Origin of the sequence: Synechococcus sp. R65.1, assembly GCF_047461755.1 — a bacterium.
Taxonomy (GTDB): domain Bacteria; phylum Cyanobacteriota; class Cyanobacteriia; order Thermostichales; family Thermostichaceae; genus Thermostichus.
On sequence record NZ_JANSHU010000003.1, the window covers coordinates 1 to 20,457 of the forward strand.

Consider the following 20,457-nt stretch of genomic DNA (forward strand, 5'->3'; position numbering starts at 1 on the left):
GGCCCCACCCCCGGCCCGCCCCCGCCGTGGGGGATGCAGAAGGTCTTGTGCAGGTTGAGGTGGCAGACATCCGCTCCCAGCTCCGCAGGACGGCAGAGGCCCACCTGGGCATTGAGGTTGGCCCCATCCATGTACACCTGCCCCCCCGCCTCGTGGATCATCTGGCAAATCTCGCGGATCCCCTCCTCAAATACCCCATGGGTGGAAGGGTAGGTGATCATCAAAGCTGCCAGGCGTTCCCGATGCTGCTCCACCTTGGCCCGCAGGTCTTCGAGGTCAATGTTGCCGGCCCTGTCGCAGGCCACGCTCACTACCTGCATCCCCGCCATGACGGCGCTGGCAGGGTTAGTGCCATGGGCAGAGGTGGGGATCAGGCACACCTGGCGCTGGCTTTCCCCGCGGGCCTGGTGATAGCGGCGAATGGCCAGCAAGCCGGCATATTCCCCCTGGGAGCCGGCGTTGGGCTGCAGGGAGACACCGGCAAAGCCCGTGATCTCCGCCAGCATTCGCTCCAGCTGGGCAAAGAGGGTTTGATAGCCCCGCGCCTGCTCCAGGGGCACAAAGGGGTGGAGCTGGGCAAACTCCGGCCAGGTTATGGGCAGCATCTCTGCCGCGGCATTGAGCTTCATGGTGCAGGAGCCGAGGGGGATCATTGCGTGGACAAGGGAGAGATCCCGGCTCTGCAGACGGTGGATATAGCGCTGCAGCTCCGTTTCCGAGTGGTAGCGGTTGAACACCGGATGGGTGAGGTAGGGAGTGGAGCGCAAGAGCTGAGGCGGCAGGCTTTGGTTGGGATCCAAACTCAGGCCCTCGGGATCCCAGCCTAGCTCTTCAGAACCGGCAAAGATCTGCCAGAGATCGCGCAGGTCCTGAGCGGTGGTGGCCTCGTCCAAGCTGATCCCCAGGGTGACGTCGTCGATCCGTCGCAGGTTAATGCGCTTCTGGGCGGCCCGCTCCTGGAGCTGCTGCACCTGCTCTGGGGAGGCTGCCCTTACCCAGAAGGTGTCGAAGAAATACTCTGGCCCCACCCTGTAGCCCAACTGGCGGATTGCGGCGGCTAGCTGATGGGCCTGGCGGTGGACGCGTTGGGCAATTTGCCGCAGGCCGCACGGGCCGTGGTAGACGGCATACATGGAGGCCACCACGGCCAAGAGCACCTGGGCAGTGCAGATGTTGCTGGTGGCCTTGTCGCGGCGGATGTGCTGCTCTCGGGTTTGCAAGGCCAAGCGTAGGGCCGGCCTTCCCTGGGCATCTTGGGAGATCCCCACCAGGCGCCCCGGCAGCAGCCGTTTGTGGGCCTCGCGGGTGGCAAAGTAGGCTGCATGGGGGCCGCCGTAGCCCAGGGGCACCCCGAAGCGCTGGGTGGTTCCCACCACAACGTCCGCCCCCCATTCTCCTGGCGGTTGCAAGAGAGTTAGGCTAAGCAAGTCGGCGGCTACCGTTACCACCATCCCTCTCTGGTGGGCCCGCTCCACCAGGTCGCGGTAATCCCGGATCTCCCCATAGGTGTTGGGATACTGTAAGAGCAGGCCAAAGCCGTGCTCAAGCTCAAACTGCGAAGGATCCGCCACGCGCACCTGGATCCCCAAGGGCTCTGCCCGTGTCTGCACTACGGCAATGGTCTGGGGATGGCAGCCGCAATCCACCCAAAAAACTGGAGATCGCTTGCCCGCCAAGGTGTAGGCCAGGCTCATGGCTTCGGCAGCCGCAGTGGCCTCGTCCAGTAGAGAGGCGTTGGCGATCTCCATTCCCGTTAGATCCACAACCATTGTCTGGAAGTTGAGCAGGGCTTCTAGCCGCCCCTGGGCAATCTCCGCCTGGTAGGGAGTGTAGGGCGTGTACCAGGCAGGGTTTTCCAGGATGTTGCGCTGAATTACCGGCGGCGTCAGGCAGTTGGAATAGCCCATGCCCAAAAAAGAGCGCCACACCTGGTTCTGGGCCGCCATTGCCCTCAGCTCCGCCAACACCTCCTGCTCGCTGCAGGGAGATCCCAACTGCAAGGGCCGATTGCTGCGAAGGGTTGCTGGCACTGCCTTTTCCACCAGCTCGCGGAGGGAGCTCAGCCCCAGGGCCTGCAGCATCTGGCGGATCTGCCCGGCATCCGGCCCGAGGTGCCGCCAGACGAAGAGTTCCCGCTGCTCTAGCAGCTCTAGCTCAGGATCGGGGGCAAGGGGAGGTTGAAGAGCGTGCTGCCCAGAGGAGCCAAGGGGATGGGGGTGGAGCTGTGTGGAGTTGGACATAGGACAAGCCAAGGGCAAGAGGAAGTCAGCCAGCTGCAAGCGGGCTGTTTCCTGATCATAGTTGTTAAAAATTATTTCCGCCGGTATACAAATCCGAGTTTGAGGCTCGATGCAAGGTAGCGAGGATGAGACACTAAAATCTATCCCGTGAGCGTTGGTATGGCTGCTTTCAACCCTGTCTGGAGAGGTGGTGCTATGCGCCGGCTGCTGTCGACTTGGTTGCCCTTCCTCTTGCTGCTTTGCCTGGGCTTGGCCTCCTTGGGGATCCCTGCCGTGGCGGCGGAGCTGCCGCCGGTAAGACACCTTGACACTCCCATTGACGTCAACAACACCATCCTGCGCAACTACCGCCAGTTGCCTGGCTTCTACCCTACTCTGGCTCGCATCCTGGTGAAAAACGCTCCCTACAAGAGCCTAGAGGACATGCTGAAGATCCCGGAGCTGACGGAGCAGCAAAAGGCGCTGATTAGGGCCAACGCGGAGAACTTTGTGTTTGGAGAGTACCGCGAAGGGGCTAGCCAGCTGGAAAACCGCATCAACCAAGGCTACTACGGCTGATTCTCCCAAGAAGTGCAATTCCCCTAGTACGACACGTCTAGCGGGTAGAGGGGCTTCCCGAGTCCCTTGCCTGCTGGCGCTGGGATCCCCAGGGCTCTCCAGCAAACCCTGAGGATTCCGTCTGGGGCAAACCAGCCGAGGAGGCGCGATGAAACGGCCACAGGTTTTGATCTGTGGCTACTACGGCTACGGCAATGCCGGCGACGAGGCCTTGTTGCTGGTTCTGCTGCAGCAGCTCCGGCAGTTGCCCAACCCCGTACAGCCGGTGGTGCTTTCTCCCTGCCCTGAGGCAACCGCTGCCACCTATGGGGTGCTGGCCTGTCCACGCTTTGATGCCTGGGCTTTGCAGCGCTGTTTGGCCCAGGCTCAGGCTTTCATCTGGGGCGGGGGTAGCCTGCTGCAGGATCGCACCAGTTGGCGCAGCCCCCTCTACTACCTGGGACTGATGCTCTGGGCCCAGCGGCGGGGGCTGAAAACCTTGGCTTGGGCGCAGGGGATCGGCCCCTTGGAGCGGCGCTGGATCCGCAAGCTGGCCCGCCACTCTCTAGCAAGCTGTACAGCCATCAGCGTGCGTGACGGAGTGGCCTCCCGCTACCTCCAGGAGTGGGGGATCCCCCACCAAGTAGCCCCGGATCCGGTTTGGGGCCTGCCTGCCAAAACTTTGCCCGAATGGGAGACGTGGCCTCAGCCCCGCATTGCTGTGGTCCTGCGGCAGCATCCCCAGCTCACTCCAGCGCGACTGGAAACTTTGGCGGAAGCCTTGCGACGCCTCCAGGCTGCCACGGGGGCCTATCTTCTTTTCGTGCCCTTTCAGCTAGCTCCTCCCGGATCCCTTGACCTAGGGCCAGACTACCACTTGGCCCAGCAGCTTTACCATCGCCTGCCCCACCACAGCCAGGTGGTGGAAATCCGGGATCCCTATCTCTTAAAGGGGGTCTTTCGGGGGGTGAGATTGGCCATTGTTATGCGCTACCACGGCTTGGTGATGGCGGCAGCCGAGGGCTGTGCCTGCTTTGGCCTCAGCTACGATCCCAAAGTGAAAACGCTGCTTGAGGAATTGGGCATGCCCGGCTGGGATCTAGAGGAGATCCCGGAAGATCCCGAGGCGCTGCACCAGGCTTGGCTAGCCTGCTATGCCGACGGGCCAGCCCTCAGCCCTGACCAGGTGGCCGTTTGGGTAGAGCGATCGGCCCAGCACGCCCAGTTGCTAAGGCAGCACTTGTCTTGAAAAAAGGGGGAATCCCAAGCTCCGCCCTCGAGGGCTGGAGAAAGCATAGCCGTTCTCGTCGGGATTCGCTCTACGCTGGGAATAGGGTGCCCGAGCGACCCTTCCCATGAGTGCCGAGATTCAGCCCTGCACGCGCCAACAGATCTTGATGGGGATGAGCCTGACCAGCCTGCTCCTGGCGCTCATCGCTGGCCTCTGGATCTGGCTGGGATCCCTATCGGTACCCTTTCGCTGGGATCCCCTGGCTTTGGCCTGGGGGGCAGCCCTGGGTCTGGGGGTGGCGCTGCTTAGCGGCGGGGCTTACTGGCTTTGGCCAGCCTATCGCCGGGCAGCCTCTAGCTACTTGCACCTCGTGGCGGATCCCTTGCAGTGGCGGGATATCTTCTGGGTGGGGGTGCTGCCGGGCTGGAGCGAGGAATGGCTATTTCGCGGCGTGCTGATGGCAGCCCTGGCGGCCAGCCCCTTGGGGTGGACGGGTGGAATCCTCTTGAGCGGCTTCTTGTTTGGGGTTTTGCATTGGCTAGAGTGGCAGGGTTGGCCCTATGCCCTCTGGGCCAGCGCCGTGGGCATTCTGCTGGGGATGGGAGTGTGGCTGTCGGGAAACTTGTTGGTAACTATCGTCGCCCACACCCTGGTCAACTGGATTGGGGTTTGCCTCTGGAAATGTTCTGCCCTGCCAGCCGAGTCCTGAAGTGCCCGACGTCGCCGCTGCCGGCACGCCACCCGTCCCCCCTCTCCTAGAGGGTCTGAGGGTGAGGGGAATGGTCTGGAGGCCAAGTCGAGCGATGGGCAAGCCTTTGAGTTTCGGGTTCTTCCCGTGGCTGCGGCTGGGGCGATCCCTGCTGCTTGTTGGCTTAGTGGTGTACGGCTACCTGCTCTGGCTGGGCTGGTTTCAATCGGAGCGGCTGATCTTTCTGCCCCGCCCCGCCAGCTACCAGGATGGGGATGCCATTCTCAAGCTCACCACCTCTGATGGCCTGCAGATTTCGGCGGTGTACCTGCCCAATCCCCAAGCCACCTATACCCTTCTCTACAGCCACGGCAACGCCGAGGACTTGGGAGATATCTTGCCTCGCCTAGTGGGCCTGCAGCAGGGAGGATTTGCCGTCCTAGCCTACGACTACCGGGGCTACGGCACCAGCGAAGGGATCCCTTCCGAGGCCGGCGCCTATAGGGACATTGAGGCGGCCTACGCCTATCTCATTGCCCAAGGGATCCCGCCGGAGCGGATTTTGGTCTACGGGCGCTCGGTGGGAGGCGGGCCCTCGGTTTACTTAGCAACCCAAAAGCCGGTGGGGGGCCTGATCCTGGAGTCGACCTTTGTAAGCACTTTTCGCGTCTTGACCCGCATCCCGCTGCTGCCCTTTGATCGCTTCGACAACCTCAGCCGCATTGCCCACATCAATTGTCCGCTGCTGATCTTGCACGGCAACCAGGATCGCCTGATCCCCTTCTGGCATGCCGAAGCTCTTTACCAAGCAGCACGGGATCCCAAGCGCTTAGTGGCCATTAAGGGAGCAGATCACAACAACCTGCTACAGGTGGCCGGAGATCGCTACCTGCCCCTTTTGCACCAATTTGTGGCCGAGCTGGTGGAGCCTAGCCGCTTCTCGGGGAAGTAGGGAATACTCAGCCGGCCTTTTGATTCAGCAGTTCTTGCAAGAGCTGCCGCGCCGGCTCCAGAAAGCGCACCACGTCGGGGTGATAGCTCCAGATTGGGTCGTTTTCAGGGAAAACCTCCAGCGAGAACATGCCCTGCACAGCTTTCAGGTAAGGCAGTAGGACGGCGTAGCTAGCCGACGTCAGACGAGATTGCAGAGACTTGTCCAGCAGCTCCAACATCTGCCGCACCAGCTCCCAGCCCACCTTCAGAGGGGGATAAAGCATTACGCAAAGGGGAAACAGCTCCTGCTGCACAGCGGCGAGGCTGCCTTCTAGGGCACAGAGGCCCAGGTACACCTGAAACATCTCCACATCACGGATGCTGGAAGCCCGCACTCCAAGATCTGTCAGGGGGCCACTCTCGCAGCAGTAGCCGCTGAAACGTTCTGCCACCTCGGCACAGATGAACTCAGCTACGCTGGTAACCATGGGTAACAGTTCCTGAATGGCCACTAGAGAAACAGAAGGACTGTCCCCCGCCTGGTCGGCAGCAGCCTGGTACATCTTCTGCAGCGGCATGTACAGGTGGTCGTCCATCACCTTCAAGTAGGGGTAGAAGAGGCTGCGCTCCTCAGGCAACAGGGCCTGCAGCAGCATTTGTCCGGTGTAGTGGAACTGCATGCTCAAGAAGCCGAGCACTCGCGGATCCCGCTCGCTGTAACGAGCCCGCAGTTGACCGCAGAGGGGCGCGATCTTCACCGAAAAGCGGGAGGGAGGGATGCCCTCCTCGCAGCTCTGGGCTGCCTGCTCAAAGAGACTTTGAGAGTCCTCCGCAATTTTCCAGGGATCGATTAAGTCCGGATCCAGTCCCTGCCGTGGTATTTCGGAAGCCAAGAGCTTTTCCGTTTTCGCCCAGGCCTGGGAGCTGGCAAAGCGCAGGGATCCCTTCACCCTGTCGGCTAGTTGCAGGCCTAGCGGCCCACCCCCAGCCGCCTGCGCCCTCAGCTTGTCTACATATTTTTGGGCCCACAGAGTGGCCAAGCTATAGATTGTGACTGTCTCCACGTTTTCCATTAGTTCTCCTGCCGGGGGGAACTAGGTTATCCAGCATACTCCTGGAATGCCACTGCTTGTTTAGAATGCTACCCCTCCTCGTTGCAGACCATAAAGAACTTAAAAGAACTTAAGGGGATGTCGGGATCCGCGCGTCCTGTTTGCAACGCAACCTAGCAGCGAAAAGCCCTTCCTGCTGCCGGCAAGGTGACGATGATCTTAAAATTACCTAAATCCGCTCGGAAAAGTGGGGTTTGTGTGGCAAGATCAAAAGAAATGGAATTGAAGGGTTTCGGATCCCTGTCTTACCGCACTGCATCTTAGGGAGGATAGAGCGTATGTCTCTCCGACTTGGGGACACTGCCCCTAACTTTACGCAAAAGTCCACCCACGGCGACATCGACTTCTATTCCTGGGCTGGGGATAGCTGGGTAGTGTTGTTCTCGCACCCTGCCGACTACACGCCAGTCTGCACCACCGAACTGGGCAGGGTTGCCAAGCTAATGCCCGAATTTGAGAAGCGGGGCGTGAAAGTGCTGGGCCTCAGTGTGGACGACGTGGACTCCCACGTTGGCTGGGTGAAAGACATTGAGGAAACCCAGAATGCCCAGGTGACCTATCCCATTTTGGCGGATGCCGACCGCAAGGTCTCCCAGCTCTACGGCATGCTGGATCAGACCAACCTCAACCAAGAGGGGCTGCCCCTAACCGTCCGGTCGGTATTTATCATCGATCCCAACAAGAAGATACGCCTAATCATCACCTACCCAGCCAGCACAGGCCGCAATTTCGATGAGATCTTGCGGGTCATTGATGCTCTGCAGTTGTCGGATAAGTACAACGTCGTTACCCCTGCTGACTGGAAAGATGGCGACGACGTCATCATCCCGCCTTCCCTGCAAGATCCAGAGGTGCTGAAAGAAAAGTTCCCGAAGGGCTACAAGGAGCTCAAGCCCTACTTGCGGGTCACCCCTCAGCCCAATAAGTAAGTCCAACCCACTTGGCAGGAAGGGATCCCTTCTTTGCTGGAGGCTGTGATCTCTTCCCCAGCTAGGATCCCCGGCCAGGGGATCCTTGTTAGTGTGGGCAGCGCTGCCCCAGCCTAAATTCCAACCCCAGCAAGTACCACCATCACCACCACCGCTGCAAAGATGATCAGGGCATAGAACTGGGCCTTGCCATTCTCCAGGTATTTCATCACCTCGCCGCCGACCATCGCCACCAGTCCCGTCAGGTTGACCACCCCGTCCACAATGCGGCTGTCCACTTCCAGCGCCTCCCGTGCCACAAAGCGGGTGCCCCGCACAAAGACGCGCTCGTAGAGGTCGTCGAGGTACCACTTGTTGAGGGAGAAGTAGTACAGCGGCTGCAGGCTGCGGGGGAAAGTGCTGGGATCAAGGCGCTTCTGCCAGTAGATGAGACCGGCCAGGGCAATCCCAATTAGCCCAATGCCCACCGAGCTGCCCGCCATGATGGCAAACTCCGTCCAGTTGAAGTGACCGCCGAGCACCCCCTGCCACTCGGCTGCCACCTGGGCCCAGGGGGAGCTGACCTCTGTTGCCGACTCGCTGGGCGGAGGGATGAACGCCTCGAAGCAGTTGGCAAAGGGAGTACCCACCAAGCCAATCAGCACCGAGGGAACAGCCAGCGCCACCAGCGGAATCGTCATCGACAGAGGAGACTCATGCGGCTTGGTGGCGTGACCGTGCCTATCGTGTCCGTCTTCCACAGCTTCAGGGTGGCTGCTGGGCTGGGGCTTTTCGTGGATGTTCATGGCTCCAGGCCCAAAGGCTGCCTCCTTCCCGGCAAACGCATAGGCAAAAGCTGGCACCGGTCGACCTTGGCTGACGGCTACCTCCTGGCGCAGTCTCAGGTTGGTGCCGCGGAACTCCCCTTCAAAGGTGAGGAAGTAGATGCGGAACATGTAGAAGGCAGTGATCCCTGCCGTAAGGAAGCCCACCCCCCAGAGGGCCGGGTTGTGCTCAAAAACTGAAGCCAAGATCTCATCCTTAGACCAAAAGCCGGCAAAGGGCGGGATCCCACAGATGGCCAGCGTGCCAATTAAGAACGTAATGGCCGTAACCGGCATGTATTTGCGCAGGCCCCCCATCAAACGCATGTCCTGGGCCAAAACCGGGTCGTGGCCCACCACTGCTTCCATACCGTGGATGACCGAGCCAGAGCACAGAAAGAGCAGCGCCTTGAAGTAGGCGTGGGTCATTAGGTGAAACAAGCTAGCCCCATAGGCACCGGATCCCATGGCCATGACCATGTAGCCCAGTTGGGAAATGGTGGAGTAGGCCAGGCCCTTTTTGATGTCGTTTTGGGTGATGGCAATGCTGGCCCCCAAGAAAGCCGTGCCTGCCCCCGTCCAGGCAATGAGATCCATGGCCAGCGGGATCCCTTCCAGCACCGGGAACATGCGCGCCAACAGGAATACCCCTGCTGCCACCATCGTGGCCGCGTGGATGAGGGCGGAAATGGGCGTGGGACCTTCCATGGCATCCGGCAGCCACACGTGTAGCGGAAACTGAGCCGACTTGGCCACCGGCCCCAAGAACACCAACACGGCAAAGAGGGCCACTAGGCTGCTGCTTACCGCCCCACTGGCCACCCTCTGTTCTAGATTGTGGGCCAGCTCCTCAAACCCAAAAGTGCCGGAGACCCAGTAAAAGCCCAAAATGCCTAGCAGCAGTCCAAAGTCCCCCACCCGGTTGACGACAAATGCCTTCTGGGCTGCCTCCGCTGCCGTCTGCCGGTCGTACCAAAACCCAATCAGCAGGTAGGAGCACATCCCCACCAGCTCCCAGAAAATGTAGATCTGCACCAGGTTGGGGCTAAGAACCAGACCCAGCATCGAGGAAGCAAATAGGCTCAGGTAGGCGTAGAAACGCACATAGCCGGGATCCTGAGCCATGTAGCCGTCGGAGTAGATCTGCACCAAGAAGGCCACCGTGGTCACCACCACCAGCATCATGGCGCTCAGGTGATCCACCACAAAGCCCATGTCGAGGGAGAAGGAGCCCGCCTGAGCCCAGCTAATGGTCTTGAGGACAGTCTCATGGCCTTGGAGTTGGCTGGCCAAGAGGGCAAAGGCGTGGACCATTGCCGTCCCCGTCGCAAATACACTCAAAAAGGCAGCCAGAGCCCGGTTGGCCCTTGTCCAGGCGTTGAACACCAAAATGCCCAAGCCAAGTAGAAAAGCTGCCACCAAGGGATAGACAGGGATCAACCAGGCGTATGTGTAGATAAATTCCATAGCCAACGGTGCTGAACGCGTCCTCTTGCCGGAGTAAACCCTCCCTGCTGGCCGGTGAGCATCTGCCTACGGGATAGAGGCTGGCAGTTGCTCTGGGGCTTCTGACATTGTAAATCTTTGCAACACAATCAACGCCTCTCCTGCAACAAGATGCCCTGGCAGGCGCTACAACTAGAGCCAAAGGCGGTCAGTGGTCTGGAGAAAAGCCCATGAGCCTAAACCTGGTGACCCTAGTGGGCCGGGCGGGTATGGATCCGGAAGTGCGCTACTTCGAGTCGGGCAAGGTGGTGTGTACCTTTAGCCTGGCGGTAAACCGCTTCCGCAAAGGTGAAGACAAGCCCGATTGGTTTAACCTGGAGCTGTGGGGGCGCACCGCTGAAGTGGCCGGAGAATATGTGCGTAAAGGCAGCCTCGTCGGGGTGACGGGCAGTCTTAAGTTTGAGCGCTGGAAAGATAGATCCACAGGCGAGGAGCGCCAGCGGCCCGTTATTGCCGTGGAGCGGCTGGAGCTGCTGGGATCCCGTCAGGATCGTGAGCCTGACCTACCGGTAGAGGAGCCGTTCTAAGTCCCCTCCAGCCGACGCTTGCACTCCCGCACCACCTCAGCCAAATCCTGGCTACACCAGGGGTAGCTTAAGGAAGGCCGCTGGATCACCAAGAGGGGGATCTCCAGGGTTTTGGCCACGGCCTGCTTAATGAGAAGACCGCCGGCTTCTCCAGAGTTCTTACTGATAACCACTTGGGGCTCTAGCTTCCGCCAAAGCTGCAGTTCCTCCTCAAAGCTAAGGGGCAAACGCCTGCCAATCACCCGCTCAGCAGCAATCCCAGCCTGCACTGCCTGGGAAACTGACTCCGGCAGCACCCGCGCGTACAACTGGCAGCGATTCTGCCAGGGGACAAACAAGGGCAACGGCTTCACCCCCACCGTCAAGAGCACCCGCCGTCCCGCCAGCACGCTCTCGGCTAGGACTGCCTGCCAGTCCGGCACTACCTGCACCCAGGGCTCTAGATTTTCCGAAGGGCGTTCGTAGCGCAGGTAGGGGATCCCAACTTGGGCTGTTACCTGAATGGCCAGTTGCGAGATCTGCTGGGCAAAGGGATGAGAGGCATCCACCAGCACGCCAATCCGGTACTCTCGCAGGAATTGTTCCAAAGATGCAGCTGAGAAGCAAGTGACCATCACCTGACCCGGCAAACCCTGGTAGAGCCGGCTGCCCCTTTCCGTGGTAACCGTGGCTATCCAGGGGATCCCTTCTTGACTAAGGGCCAGGGCTATGCAGCGGCTTTCACGGGTGCCGCCAAGGAGAGCTACCGCCCTTGACCTCCCGATTGAGCTCATGCCGTGTTGCCAAAGTTTTCTGCCCGTAGATACGATCGAGATCCAAAGGCTGGAGGCAGTTGACCATGATTGAGATGGAGGTGGCTGGGATTGCGGTTGATGCCGTTAACCAGAGCCCCATTGTCATCCTGCGCGATACCCATGGGCGTCGTGCTCTGCCTATCTGGGTAGGAAAAGCAGAAGCCAATGCCATTTTGCAAGCGTTGGATGATCAGAAGCCGCTCCGTCCCATGACCCACGATCTTATCCTCAACTCCTGGAAGGCCTGGGGAATCAAGCTGGAGCGGGTCATTATCCACGCCTTGCTGGACAACACTTTTTATGCGGTGCTGGTTACTGTTAGCGGTGACAAAAAGCAGGAGATCGACTGCCGTCCCAGCGATGGTATTGCCCTGGCTCTGCGAGCCCACGCCCCCATCTGGACGGTAGAGGAGGTCATTGCCGAAGCCTCGATCCCCATGAATCAGGATGCCGATGAAGCGGAGCGGGAGGCCTTCCGCAAGTTTGTGGAAAACGTAACGCCCAGAGACTTTATTCGCAACCGACCCCTCCCAGACTACCCGACGGATTCCCCCACAGAGGCAGACAGCTAAGTCACTGTCTTTTTTCCCCGTCTGCTGGAGTTGAGCTGGGTAGGGCAGGCGGTGGGCTGCCTGGAAAGCCTTTCTAAGGGTAGCCGCTAGGGGGACGTTTCCGCCTACAATCAAGCTAGAGCAGACCTTTTGAGCAAGCCATGCCAACTCTGGAGCGGCCCAACCCCCAGCAGCCCTACCCAGAACCGGTCTACCCCCGTCGCCCCACCCGCACGGTGGCAGTTGGCGAGGTGTTGATCGGCAGCCAGCACCCAGTGGTGGTGCAGTCGATGATCAACGAAGACGTGCTCAATATTGACGCGGCGGTGGCTGCAATTCGCCGGCTGCACGAAGCGGGCTCGGAAATCGTGCGGGTTGCCGTTCCCAGCCTGGCCCACGCCAAGGCCATGGAGGTCATTCGGGAGAGGCTGATTCAAACCTACAAGCCAGTGCCGCTGGTGGCTGACGTCCACCACAACGGTCTCAAGGTGGCCCTGGAAGTGGCCAAGTACGTCGACAAAGTGCGCATCAATCCTGGCTTGTTCGTTGTAGAGAAGCCGCAGCCGGGGCGCACGGAGTACACAAAAGCTGAACTAGAGGCCATCCGCAGCGAGATCCGCGAGGCTTTTGTCCCCCTTGTACAGGCCCTCAAAGCCCAGAACAAAGCCCTGCGCATTGGCGTCAACCACGGATCCCTCGCGGAGCGGATGCTCTTTCTCTACGGTGACACGCCTGAGGGGATGGTGGAGTCGGCTCTGGAGTATGCCGAGATCTGCGCTGAGCAAGACTTCCACAATGTAGTTCTCTCGTTCAAGGCTTCCCGTCCCCAGGTGATGTTGGCCGCCTACCGCTTGGCAGCTCGCCGCTTCGACGCCCTAGGGCTAAACTATCCCTTCCATCTGGGTGTAACCGAGGCTGGAGACGGAGAGTACGGCCGCATCAAGTCAGCGGTAGGGATCGGGACGCTCTTGGCTGAAGGGATTGGCGACACCATCCGCGTCTCTCTCACGGAAGCGCCGGAAAAAGAGATCCCGGTGGCCTACGGTATTTTGCAGGCTCTCAACCTGCGCAAGACCATGGTGGAATACGTGGCCTGTCCTTCCTGTGGGCGTACCCTCTTCAACCTGGAGGAAGTGCTGCAGAAGGTGCGGGCGGCAACCCAGCATCTGGTGGGCCTCGACATTGCCGTCATGGGCTGCATTGTCAACGGGCCTGGGGAAATGGCCGACGCCGACTACGGCTATGTGGGCAGGACGCCAGGAGTAATTTCCCTCTACCGCGGCAAAGAAGAAGTGAAAAGAGTACCGGAATCGGAGGCTGTCCAGGCTTTGATCGAGCTCATCAAAGCCGATGGTCGCTGGGTGGATCCGCCTGGAAGTCCCAACAATTAGCCAGCTCCCCTTCCTGTTAGCCTAGGAAGTACCTCGAGTAGCCGCCCTACTATGACCAGCACTCTTCGTCCCACTTTTAATACCGCCCGCTCCAGAGAGATCTTCGCCCGCGCCCAGCAGTTGATGCCCGGCGGGGTTAGCTCACCGGTGCGCGCCTTCAAGTCCGTGGGCGGGGATCCCGTCGTGTTTGACCGAGTCTCAGGGGCCTACGCCTGGGATGTGGACGGCAACCAGTACATTGACTACATCGGCAGTTGGGGACCAGCCATTGTGGGCCACGCTCACCCTGAAGTCATCGAGGCATTGCGGCAGGCTCTGGAGAAAGGCACCAGCTTTGGCGCCCCTTCTGTTCTGGAAAACGAGCTGGCGGAGCGGGTGATCGAGGCGGTGCCCAGCGTGGAGATGGTGCGCTTTGTGAACTCCGGCACCGAAGCCTGTATGGCAGCGCTGCGCCTGATGCGAGCCTACACGGGCCGGGAAAAGGTGATCAAGTTCGAGGGCTGCTACCACGGCCATGCGGACATGTTCTTGGTCAAGGCTGGCTCGGGAGTGGCTACTCTGGGCCTACCGGACTCGCCAGGGGTGCCCAAGGCGGCTACTAGCGCTACGCTGACGGCTCCCTACAACGACCTAGAGGCGGTCAAGGCGCTGTTTGAGCAGTATCCTGATTCGATTGCCGGCGTGATCCTCGAGCCGGTGGTGGGCAATGCTGGCTTTATTCCACCGCAGCCAGGCTTTTTGGAAGGCTTGCGCGAGCTCACCCGAAAGTATGGCGCTCTGCTGGTGTTTGACGAGGTGATGACCGGCTTTCGCATCAGCTACGGTGGCGCCCAGGGCAAGTTTGGCGTCATCCCTGACCTGACCACCCTGGGTAAGGTCATTGGCGGTGGCCTGCCGGTAGGCGCCTATGGCGGTCGGCGGGAAATCATGGAGATGGTAGCGCCCGCGGGGCCAATGTACCAGGCGGGTACGCTGTCCGGCAACCCTCTAGCCATGACTGCCGGCATCAAGACGCTCGAGATTTTGCGCCGCCCAGGCACCTATGAGTATCTGGAGCGCATTACTGAGAAGCTGCTGACAGGGCTGCTGGAGATTGCCCGGGAGACTGGGCACGAAATGTGCGGAGGTTATCTGCCGGGCATGTTCGGCTTCTTTTTCACTGCCGGCCCAGTGCGCAACTACGAGGAAGCCAGGCAGTCAGACTTGCAAAAGTTTGCCCGTTTTCACCGCGGCATGCTGGAGCGGGGGGTGTATCTGGCGCCCTCGCAGTTTGAGGCGGGCTTTACTTCCCTGGCCCACACGGAGGCGGATGTGGAAAGAACCCTGGAGGCAGCGCGAGAGGTGCTGCGGGCCCTCTAGGCTCCTGCACTCGCTCTGGGCAGCGTTGGATTGGGGAGACCAGAGCCAGGTTCTTCCCTGGAGGCGGCTTAACGCTCTTCCCAGCCTTGGAGGGTAGGGGTTCTTCCTCTTGGCAAGCTACAGGGAGTGCATAGGGGTGCCCTAGGCAGAGGCCACTGCCCCTGGGAGGCGCCGTTGCTCCAGCCCTCGTTCTTCAAATACGGCTAGAGGCCAGCTCCAGCTTGTGGAGAACTTTGCCTAGCGCCTTGCGCAGGACTCGAACCTGCAACCATCGACTTAGAAGGTCGGTGCTCTATCCATTGAGCTAGCAAGGCAGAATCCAGAGCCATTATAGCCTTGGGAAGCTTGCCTACCGGAAGGTCGGTCCCCCCAAGGGTCGTCAAAGAACCTTTAGCCCTATGATGACAAGGGCCTGCTTTCAACAGGTGCTTTCTACGCCTACAGGAGGGATCCCTATGCCACTGCCCCCTGATCCTAGCTTCGTTGAGGAGAAGAAAGCCGTTCGCGTCCCTCCCGGCCTGGAATCCCTCTCGCCGGCGGCTAGACGCTTGCTGCGGCTCTACCACGGCGGCAGTTTCGTCTTTTTGGGCCTGCTGTGGCTGTTGGTCGGGATCCCTAGTCTTTGGGCGCTGCGGGCAGATCTCCTCCGCCTCTGGCAACACTTTACCTGGACGGGCCTGCGCTATGCCCTCTTTTACCGCCCTAGCTGGCCCACCTTTGGCCTGTTGCTTTGCGTCAGTTTCACCGTAGGGATCCTAGTTGCCCAAAGCCGCTACGAGCTGTTTGGGCTTTACCCCTTCGAGCGCCGGATGCTGGAGCAACAGTCCCGCTGGATCCTGTCTTTGCCTGCCTGGCACCCTCTGCGGCGCTGGCTGGTGTGCACCCTGGATCCCCGCTAACAGAAGGCATCCCGGCTGGCAAGGCCTCCCAGATGCTGACCTAGGAGGAGCTAGGAGCAGCAGCTATCGAGCGTTGCACAATCCGGGACAGACGAGCCTTACGACGAGCGGCGGTGTTTTTGTGCAGCACACCTTTTTGGGCCGCCTTGTCGATGCGGCTAAAGGCAGCGCTCATTGCCGCCTGGATCTCCTGCAGGGTTTCCGGCTGAGGGTTGGCCGCGTAGGCAGAAGAGAGAGAGATCACCTTCTTCATGAGCGCGCGCACCATGGCCTTGGTAGCCTTGTTGCGCAGTCGGTTTCGCTCGGCAATCTTGAGGCGCTTGATAGCGGATTTGGTACGTGGCATGGTTGAAAGGGAAGAACAGCGAAGATCCAGCATACCATCCCCCTCCAGCCGTCGGACGGGATCCCCATGTTTTGCGATTGCAGCTCCCTCATCCAGTTCAACCCGCCTGCCCTTTTCTATGGGGTTGCCGTTTGCGACTTGGATCGGGACGGGGCTTTTGAGCTATTTGTGTGTGGCTTCCGCGGCCCGAACCGGGTTTTGAAGTGGAACGGCCAGGCGCTGGTGGATCTGGTGGACGACACCCTGGCCGATGCGGGGCGCATGGCCATTGGGGTAGCTGCTGGCGACTTTGACGGTGACGGCCAAGAAGAACTCTACGTTTTGAATACCGATACTTTCGGCGGGCGCAAGCGCTTTGGGGATCGCCTCTTCGACTGGCAGGGCTCCCGCTGGGTGGATCTGTTCTCGCTGCCCCACAACCAAGATGCCCTCAACCTCACGGCCGGACGCTCGGTGGCCTGTGTGGATCGCCTGGGCCAGGGACAGTACGGGTTCTTCGTCGCCAACTACGGCGGCCCCATGCGTCTTTACGAGCTGGGCTCCAACCAGATGATCGCTGATGTAGCGCCCGAGGCGGGGGTGAACCGGATTACAGGTGGGCGAGGGCTGGTGGCCGTGCCTCTGGTCTCCCAGCGGATGGATATTTTCGCCGTCAACGAGCAGGGGCCCAATTTTTTGTTCCGCAACCGCGGGGATGGCACCTTTGAGGAAATCGCCGCCGAGGTGGGGCTGGCGGATCCCAACGAGCACGGGCGCGGCGTGGCAGCAGTGGATCTGGATGGGGACGGGCGGCTGGACTTGGTGTACGGCAATTGGGAAGGGCCGCATCGCCTCTGGATCCAAACCCCCAGTGGCATTTTCAAAAACGTGGCTCCCCCCGAGCTGGCCAGGCCCTCCCGCATCCGCACGGTCATCGCTGCCGACTTCGACAACGACGGCTACCCGGAGCTGTTTTTTAACAACATCGGTGAGCCCAACCGCCTGTTTGGCTGGCGCTCCGGCTCCTGGCAGGCTATCGATATTGGGGAGGCGGCTGAGCCCCAGGGACTGGGGACAGGCGCAGCGGTGGCGGATGTGGATGGGGATGGGCGCCTGGAGCTGCTCATTGCCCACGGGGAATCGGGCGCCCAGCCTCTAAGCTTTTACCGGCCCCTGGCTAATGCCAATAACTGGCTGAGGGTCTTGCCCCTAACTCGCCAGGGATCCCCAGCCCGCGGCGCTCTGGTGCGGCTAGTAACTCCTGGCCGCCTGCAGATTCGGCCCATCGATGCCGGCAGCGGCTACCTCTGCCAAATGGAGCCGGTGGCCCACTTTGGCCTGGGATCCGAGACGGTGGTCAAGGAAATCCAGATCCAGTGGCCGGACGGGAAGGAGGTGCAAGTGGTCAACCCCCCCGTTAACCAGCTCCTGCGGATCCCCTATCCTGGCTAGTCGCTAATCTGAAACATCGAACCCCACTTGGTGGGCAACTTGGATTCTGGCCTAGATCTGCTGCCAGCGATCCCAATCTGTGATCATTGATGCAGCGTAGCCCCGCCCCATAGAGAAGTTGGGCTTTTTGACTGAGGTTGAAGCTGTTGGTGTGAGGGCCACATCTGAGCCCAGCCTGAGCAGAGGTTCGCCGTTGGTGAGGCGAAAACCATCGATCCCCAAGGGCAAAAACACCTCTCGAACCAGCGTGAGAATTTCTTCATCGGTCAAGCGCGCTGGGGCTTGCAGCCAGGTCAACTCTGCCTCGGCAGGCGCCAAACATAAAGCCGCTGGAAATAGCGCACCTGCTGGCTAACTAGCTCCTGCGGATCTCTATCCTATTCAGCTCTCCTGGCTTGATCTTTGCAGCGGCTTAGGTGCCGCAGCATGTAGCTTTCGAGCAGCATTCAGATCCCTGTCGATCTCCAGGCCGCACCTTTCACACCGAAACACCCGCTGGCAAAGTGGCATCTTCTGTCGGTGCCCACGCCGTGAACACAGTTGGCTGGATGGATAAAACCTATTCACCACCACCAACTGACAGCCGTAGAGTTGGGCCTTGTACTCTAGCTGTCGCCGTTCGCGATAGCGGGACGGAGTCCTTAACTCATAGAAGCCACAATCGGCTAAAGATCCGGCCAGGCGGTGATTCTTGAGGAGGTTTTTTACCTGCAAGTCCTCAATCACCACCACCCGGTACTTCTTGGCCAAGTAGCTGGTCAGCTTGTGCAAGTTGTCTAGTCGTATGTCCGCCACCCGTTTGTGGGCCCTAGCAAGCTGCACCACTGCCTTCTTGCGGTTGGCGGATCCCTTTTGCTTGCGACTCAGCCGCCGATGCAGCCTCACCAAGCGCTTCTGGGCTTTGCGGTAGGGCTTGGGGTTATCAAACATTTCCCCACTGGCGCAGGTGGCCAGCTGGTTCACGCCCGAGCCCACCCCCACCCCATCCCCCGTCTCCTCAACCTGCGGAGACAGGGCCTCGTACTTGTTCGCTTCAGCGGTGCGTAGCACTTAAGAGATGTACCACCGCCCAGCCCGCAGGCTGATCACGACGTTCTGGGGGGTGGCAGTAGGGGGGATCTCCGCACAGCGTAACCAGCCACTCACCAAGCGGGCCGGAGGCCTTAGATAGGTACCTTGATGCGGTTGCCGGAGATGTGGATGTTGCCTTCGAGATAAAAGCTGTCCCGTACCCCCTTGCGCTTGAAGCGGGGAAACCGGCCCAGTCCACTCCGCCAGCGTTTGTTCGCGTCAGCGGCGCGTAGCGCGCAGGCTTGCTCTAAGCTGCGGAGTGCCTGCTGCGGGGCGCACTTGGAGACTTGGTAGTACCAGGGGTTGGCCTTCTTGACCCCCACCACCAGCCGCTTGTGCAGGTCGTTCGCGACAGCGGTGCGGAGCACTTTGGCCGTGGGTAGTTTCGGCTTGGCCTCAATGGCCTGTTGGCAGATGGCCAGGCCCTAGTTGTAGGCACGGCGGGCTACACCGGCATGTTGGGCTGTCAGTGTCCGCTGTTTGTTGTTGAGCCTGAGCTCAGTCTTGCTCGCGTTAGCGGCGCGGAGCGCAAAGCCTAGCAGCACTTGCCCCCTAGAGGAACCCTGTCCCGCTAGCACGAGGAGGAATTCACTTCAGCTTTCGTGAGCCTTGAGGCCTGCCGTTGTTATTAAGATTCTCAGTGTGTTGGCATGAGCAGTGATAAGCTTCTCGGCCTGCTGGTGTCGGCCCTCCCAAAGCTCTGGTTGCAGCTCTTGGGGGACAGATTGGTCTGGACAACCCAGCTTTCTCTGTCAGGTTGCAAGAGGCGGCATTTCTCGAGGGCGAGCAAAGCCCTTTGAGCTGTTCTCATCCCGGATAAAAGCCGAGATTTACCACTTGCTCAAGAGTGTAGGGGCACTCGGCGGGCAGGTCGTCTTCAGCAAGCGGTGTTTCCTTTACTACGAGCAGGATCCCGTCTTGGTAAGCCTCTGCCAGAGCTGCCGCCAGCTCCGGTTTGAGGCTAGGACTCTCTTTGAGGAGTCGCTGAATTTGGCGGCGTTGCTCGCTAAGGGTTGCTCGCCAGCTTTTACCTCGCAAGTGAGGTTGGAACTGCCATTTCAGCAAATGGCCTAGCAGGATCCCCAGTCGATTGACCAGTTCCCGGCGCTCCTGCCTGCCCAAAGCCTCAATTTCCTCTGCCAAATGAACTCTGTCCAGTCGCTCCAACTGCCCCGACCTCAGCAGTGCCGCCTGCTCCTGGGTCCAGGCATAGAAGTCGCGCTCGTAAAGCTGCATACTCACTCCTATTTTTCAGGGTAAAAGCTGGGATCCATCACTTGCTCAAACGTGTAGGGACACTGATCAGGCAAATCCTGTAGAGAGAGGGGCGTTTCTCTCACCACCAGGAGCAGTCCTTTGCGATAGGCCTTCTCCATCGCTTCAGCTAGATAAGATTTGAGGCTGGGACTCTCCGCAATGAGTTCCTGGATATCCTGCCGCTGTTCGATGATCGTAGCCTGCCAGCTTTTACCGCGAAGCTGGGGCTGAAACTGCCACTTGAGGAGGTGTCCCAGCAGGATCCCCAGTCGATTGACCAATTCGCGGCGCTCCTGTCTGCCCAAAGCCTCGATTTCCTCTGCCAAGTGCTCAGTATCTAGCTGCTCCAGTCGGCCCGATCTCAGCAGCGTCGCCTGCTCCTGGGTCCAGGCATAGAAGTCACGCTCGTAAAGCTGCATGTCCACCCCCGTCTGGTTTCAGCTGCTGGGCCTTGCCTGTGAAAAGATTTGTTTGAGCCAAGAGTCCGCTAGACTAAAACCTGGACATCCCTTTTGCAACTCTCACTTCTATGGCCGACCCTCTCACCCCTCAGGTTAGCGAGCGCATCTGCAAGCACATGAACGAAGACCACGCCGATGCCCTAGCGCTCTATGCCAGAGCCTTCGGTCAGGTGGAAGGGGTGACCCAGGCCCGCATGCAGGCTATTGACTCGGAAGGGATGGATTTGCAGGTAGAGGTTGACGGGACCATACAAACGCTGCGCATTCCCTTTGATCACCCTCTCAAGGATTCCGAAGATGCCCACCACACCCTGATTGCCATGTTGAAACAAGCACGCGCTCGGGTTAAGCAGGGCAGTGTCTAGGCTGAGTCTCCTTGCCCGTGCATCCG

At 60.0% G+C, this 20,457-nt stretch carries 22 protein-coding genes and 1 tRNA gene; 12 read left to right on the forward strand and 11 right to left on the reverse strand.

Annotation, left to right across the window (positions count from 1 at the left end; all coding sequences use genetic code 11):
* A partial coding sequence (gene gcvP / locus NW814_RS02315; RefSeq protein WP_414405065.1) for an aminomethyl-transferring glycine dehydrogenase occupies nt 1-2,240 on the reverse strand: 2,240 nt, incomplete at its 3' end.
* Between the two features lie 195 nt (nt 2,241-2,435).
* On the opposite strand from gcvP, the gene psbU reads away from it, so the two are divergent.
* From psbU to NW814_RS02335, 4 genes are all read left to right on the forward strand, one after another.
* Nucleotides 2,436-2,798, forward strand: coding sequence for a photosystem II complex extrinsic protein PsbU (psbU, locus tag NW814_RS02320; RefSeq protein WP_414395262.1), 363 nt, complete (start codon nt 2,436-2,438; stop codon nt 2,796-2,798).
* Between the two features lie 148 nt (nt 2,799-2,946).
* Nucleotides 2,947-4,026 (forward strand): polysaccharide pyruvyl transferase CsaB, encoded by a 1,080-nt coding sequence (gene csaB, locus NW814_RS02325; RefSeq protein WP_414405066.1) that lies wholly within the window; start codon nt 2,947-2,949, stop codon nt 4,024-4,026.
* Between the two features lie 106 nt (nt 4,027-4,132).
* Nucleotides 4,133-4,717, forward strand: a complete 585-nt coding sequence (locus NW814_RS02330) for a type II CAAX prenyl endopeptidase Rce1 family protein (protein ID WP_414395267.1) — start codon at nt 4,133-4,135, stop codon at nt 4,715-4,717.
* A gap of 94 nt (nt 4,718-4,811) precedes the next feature.
* On the forward strand, nt 4,812-5,648 hold the full coding sequence (locus NW814_RS02335; protein ID WP_414405067.1) for an alpha/beta hydrolase: 837 nt from the start codon (nt 4,812-4,814) through the stop codon (nt 5,646-5,648).
* Between the two features lie 7 nt (nt 5,649-5,655).
* Here NW814_RS02335 and NW814_RS02340 read toward each other — a convergent pair whose 3' ends face one another.
* Nucleotides 5,656-6,702: a hypothetical protein gene (locus NW814_RS02340; protein WP_414405068.1), complete on the reverse strand. Its 1,047-nt coding sequence runs from the start codon at nt 6,700-6,702 to the stop codon at nt 5,656-5,658.
* 317 nt (nt 6,703-7,019) lie between these two features.
* Here NW814_RS02340 and NW814_RS02345 point away from each other — a divergent pair, with 317 nt between their 5' ends.
* Nucleotides 7,020-7,670 (forward strand): peroxiredoxin, encoded by a 651-nt coding sequence (locus NW814_RS02345; protein WP_414395276.1) that lies wholly within the window; start codon nt 7,020-7,022, stop codon nt 7,668-7,670.
* Between the two features lie 113 nt (nt 7,671-7,783).
* On the opposite strand, the gene NW814_RS02350 is transcribed toward NW814_RS02345, so the two are convergent.
* Nucleotides 7,784-9,940 carry an NAD(P)H-quinone oxidoreductase subunit 5 gene (locus NW814_RS02350; protein ID WP_414405069.1) on the reverse strand — a complete coding sequence of 719 codons (2,157 nt, stop codon included), beginning with the start codon at nt 9,938-9,940 and terminating at the stop codon, nt 7,784-7,786.
* 209 nt (nt 9,941-10,149) lie between these two features.
* Between NW814_RS02350 and NW814_RS02355 the strand changes: the two genes are divergently transcribed.
* On the forward strand, nt 10,150-10,506 hold the full coding sequence (locus NW814_RS02355) for a single-stranded DNA-binding protein (protein ID WP_414405070.1): 357 nt from the start codon (nt 10,150-10,152) through the stop codon (nt 10,504-10,506).
* On the opposite strand, the gene NW814_RS02360 is transcribed toward NW814_RS02355, so the two are convergent.
* Nucleotides 10,503-11,279, reverse strand: coding sequence for a cobalt-precorrin-6A reductase (locus NW814_RS02360; protein ID WP_414405071.1), 777 nt, complete (start codon nt 11,277-11,279; stop codon nt 10,503-10,505). The two genes, NW814_RS02355 and NW814_RS02360, sit on opposite strands and share 4 nt — an antisense overlap.
* Before the next feature lie 65 nt (nt 11,280-11,344).
* Between NW814_RS02360 and NW814_RS02365 the strand changes: the two genes are divergently transcribed.
* From NW814_RS02365 to hemL, 3 genes are all read left to right on the forward strand, one after another.
* Nucleotides 11,345-11,872, forward strand: coding sequence for a bifunctional nuclease family protein (locus tag NW814_RS02365; RefSeq protein WP_414395286.1), 528 nt, complete (start codon nt 11,345-11,347; stop codon nt 11,870-11,872).
* A gap of 140 nt (nt 11,873-12,012) precedes the next feature.
* Nucleotides 12,013-13,242, forward strand: a complete 1,230-nt coding sequence (gene ispG / locus NW814_RS02370; protein WP_414405072.1) for a (E)-4-hydroxy-3-methylbut-2-enyl-diphosphate synthase — start codon at nt 12,013-12,015, stop codon at nt 13,240-13,242.
* A gap of 51 nt (nt 13,243-13,293) precedes the next feature.
* Complete coding sequence (gene hemL / locus NW814_RS02375) at nt 13,294-14,601, forward strand: glutamate-1-semialdehyde 2,1-aminomutase (RefSeq protein ID WP_414395291.1); 1,308 nt, start codon at nt 13,294-13,296, stop codon at nt 14,599-14,601.
* Between the two features lie 241 nt (nt 14,602-14,842).
* Here hemL and NW814_RS02380 read toward each other — a convergent pair.
* Nucleotides 14,843-14,915: transfer RNA gene (locus NW814_RS02380), tRNA-Arg, on the reverse strand.
* A gap of 141 nt (nt 14,916-15,056) precedes the next feature.
* On the opposite strand from NW814_RS02380, the gene NW814_RS02385 reads away from it, so the two are divergent.
* A complete protein-coding gene (locus tag NW814_RS02385; RefSeq protein WP_414405073.1) occupies nt 15,057-15,500 on the forward strand; it encodes a hypothetical protein in 444 nt (147 codons plus the stop codon).
* A gap of 40 nt (nt 15,501-15,540) precedes the next feature.
* Here NW814_RS02385 and rpsT read toward each other — a convergent pair whose 3' ends face one another.
* Nucleotides 15,541-15,846: a 30S ribosomal protein S20 gene (gene rpsT, locus NW814_RS02390; protein ID WP_414395296.1), complete on the reverse strand. Its 306-nt coding sequence runs from the start codon at nt 15,844-15,846 to the stop codon at nt 15,541-15,543.
* Nucleotides 15,847-15,912: 66 nt separating this feature from the next.
* Here rpsT and NW814_RS02395 point away from each other — a divergent pair, with 66 nt between their 5' ends.
* Nucleotides 15,913-17,277: a CRTAC1 family protein gene (locus tag NW814_RS02395; RefSeq protein WP_414405074.1), complete on the forward strand. Its 1,365-nt coding sequence runs from the start codon at nt 15,913-15,915 to the stop codon at nt 17,275-17,277.
* 51 nt (nt 17,278-17,328) lie between these two features.
* On the opposite strand, the gene NW814_RS02400 is transcribed toward NW814_RS02395, so the two are convergent.
* The 5 genes from NW814_RS02400 to NW814_RS02420 form a co-directional block, all read right to left on the reverse strand.
* Nucleotides 17,329-17,595, reverse strand: a complete 267-nt coding sequence (locus NW814_RS02400) for a hypothetical protein (RefSeq protein ID WP_414405075.1) — start codon at nt 17,593-17,595, stop codon at nt 17,329-17,331.
* A 63-nt stretch (nt 17,596-17,658) separates the two neighbouring features.
* Nucleotides 17,659-18,327, reverse strand: a complete 669-nt coding sequence (locus NW814_RS02405) for an RNA-guided endonuclease InsQ/TnpB family protein (RefSeq protein ID WP_414405076.1) — start codon at nt 18,325-18,327, stop codon at nt 17,659-17,661.
* A gap of 113 nt (nt 18,328-18,440) precedes the next feature.
* A complete protein-coding gene (locus NW814_RS02410; protein ID WP_414395304.1) occupies nt 18,441-18,716 on the reverse strand; it encodes a hypothetical protein in 276 nt (91 codons plus the stop codon).
* A gap of 439 nt (nt 18,717-19,155) precedes the next feature.
* The gene (locus NW814_RS02415) at nt 19,156-19,584 is read right to left on the reverse strand and encodes a DUF29 domain-containing protein (protein WP_414405077.1); all 429 of its coding nucleotides are present in this window, start codon (nt 19,582-19,584) and stop codon (nt 19,156-19,158) included.
* Nucleotides 19,585-19,592: 8 nt separating this feature from the next.
* Nucleotides 19,593-20,024 carry a DUF29 domain-containing protein gene (locus tag NW814_RS02420; protein WP_414405078.1) on the reverse strand — a complete coding sequence of 144 codons (432 nt, stop codon included), beginning with the start codon at nt 20,022-20,024 and terminating at the stop codon, nt 19,593-19,595.
* A gap of 110 nt (nt 20,025-20,134) precedes the next feature.
* On the opposite strand from NW814_RS02420, the gene NW814_RS02425 reads away from it, so the two are divergent.
* On the forward strand, nt 20,135-20,431 hold the full coding sequence (locus NW814_RS02425) for a DUF2470 domain-containing protein (protein ID WP_414405079.1): 297 nt from the start codon (nt 20,135-20,137) through the stop codon (nt 20,429-20,431).
* Nucleotides 20,432-20,457: the final 26 nt, after the last annotated feature.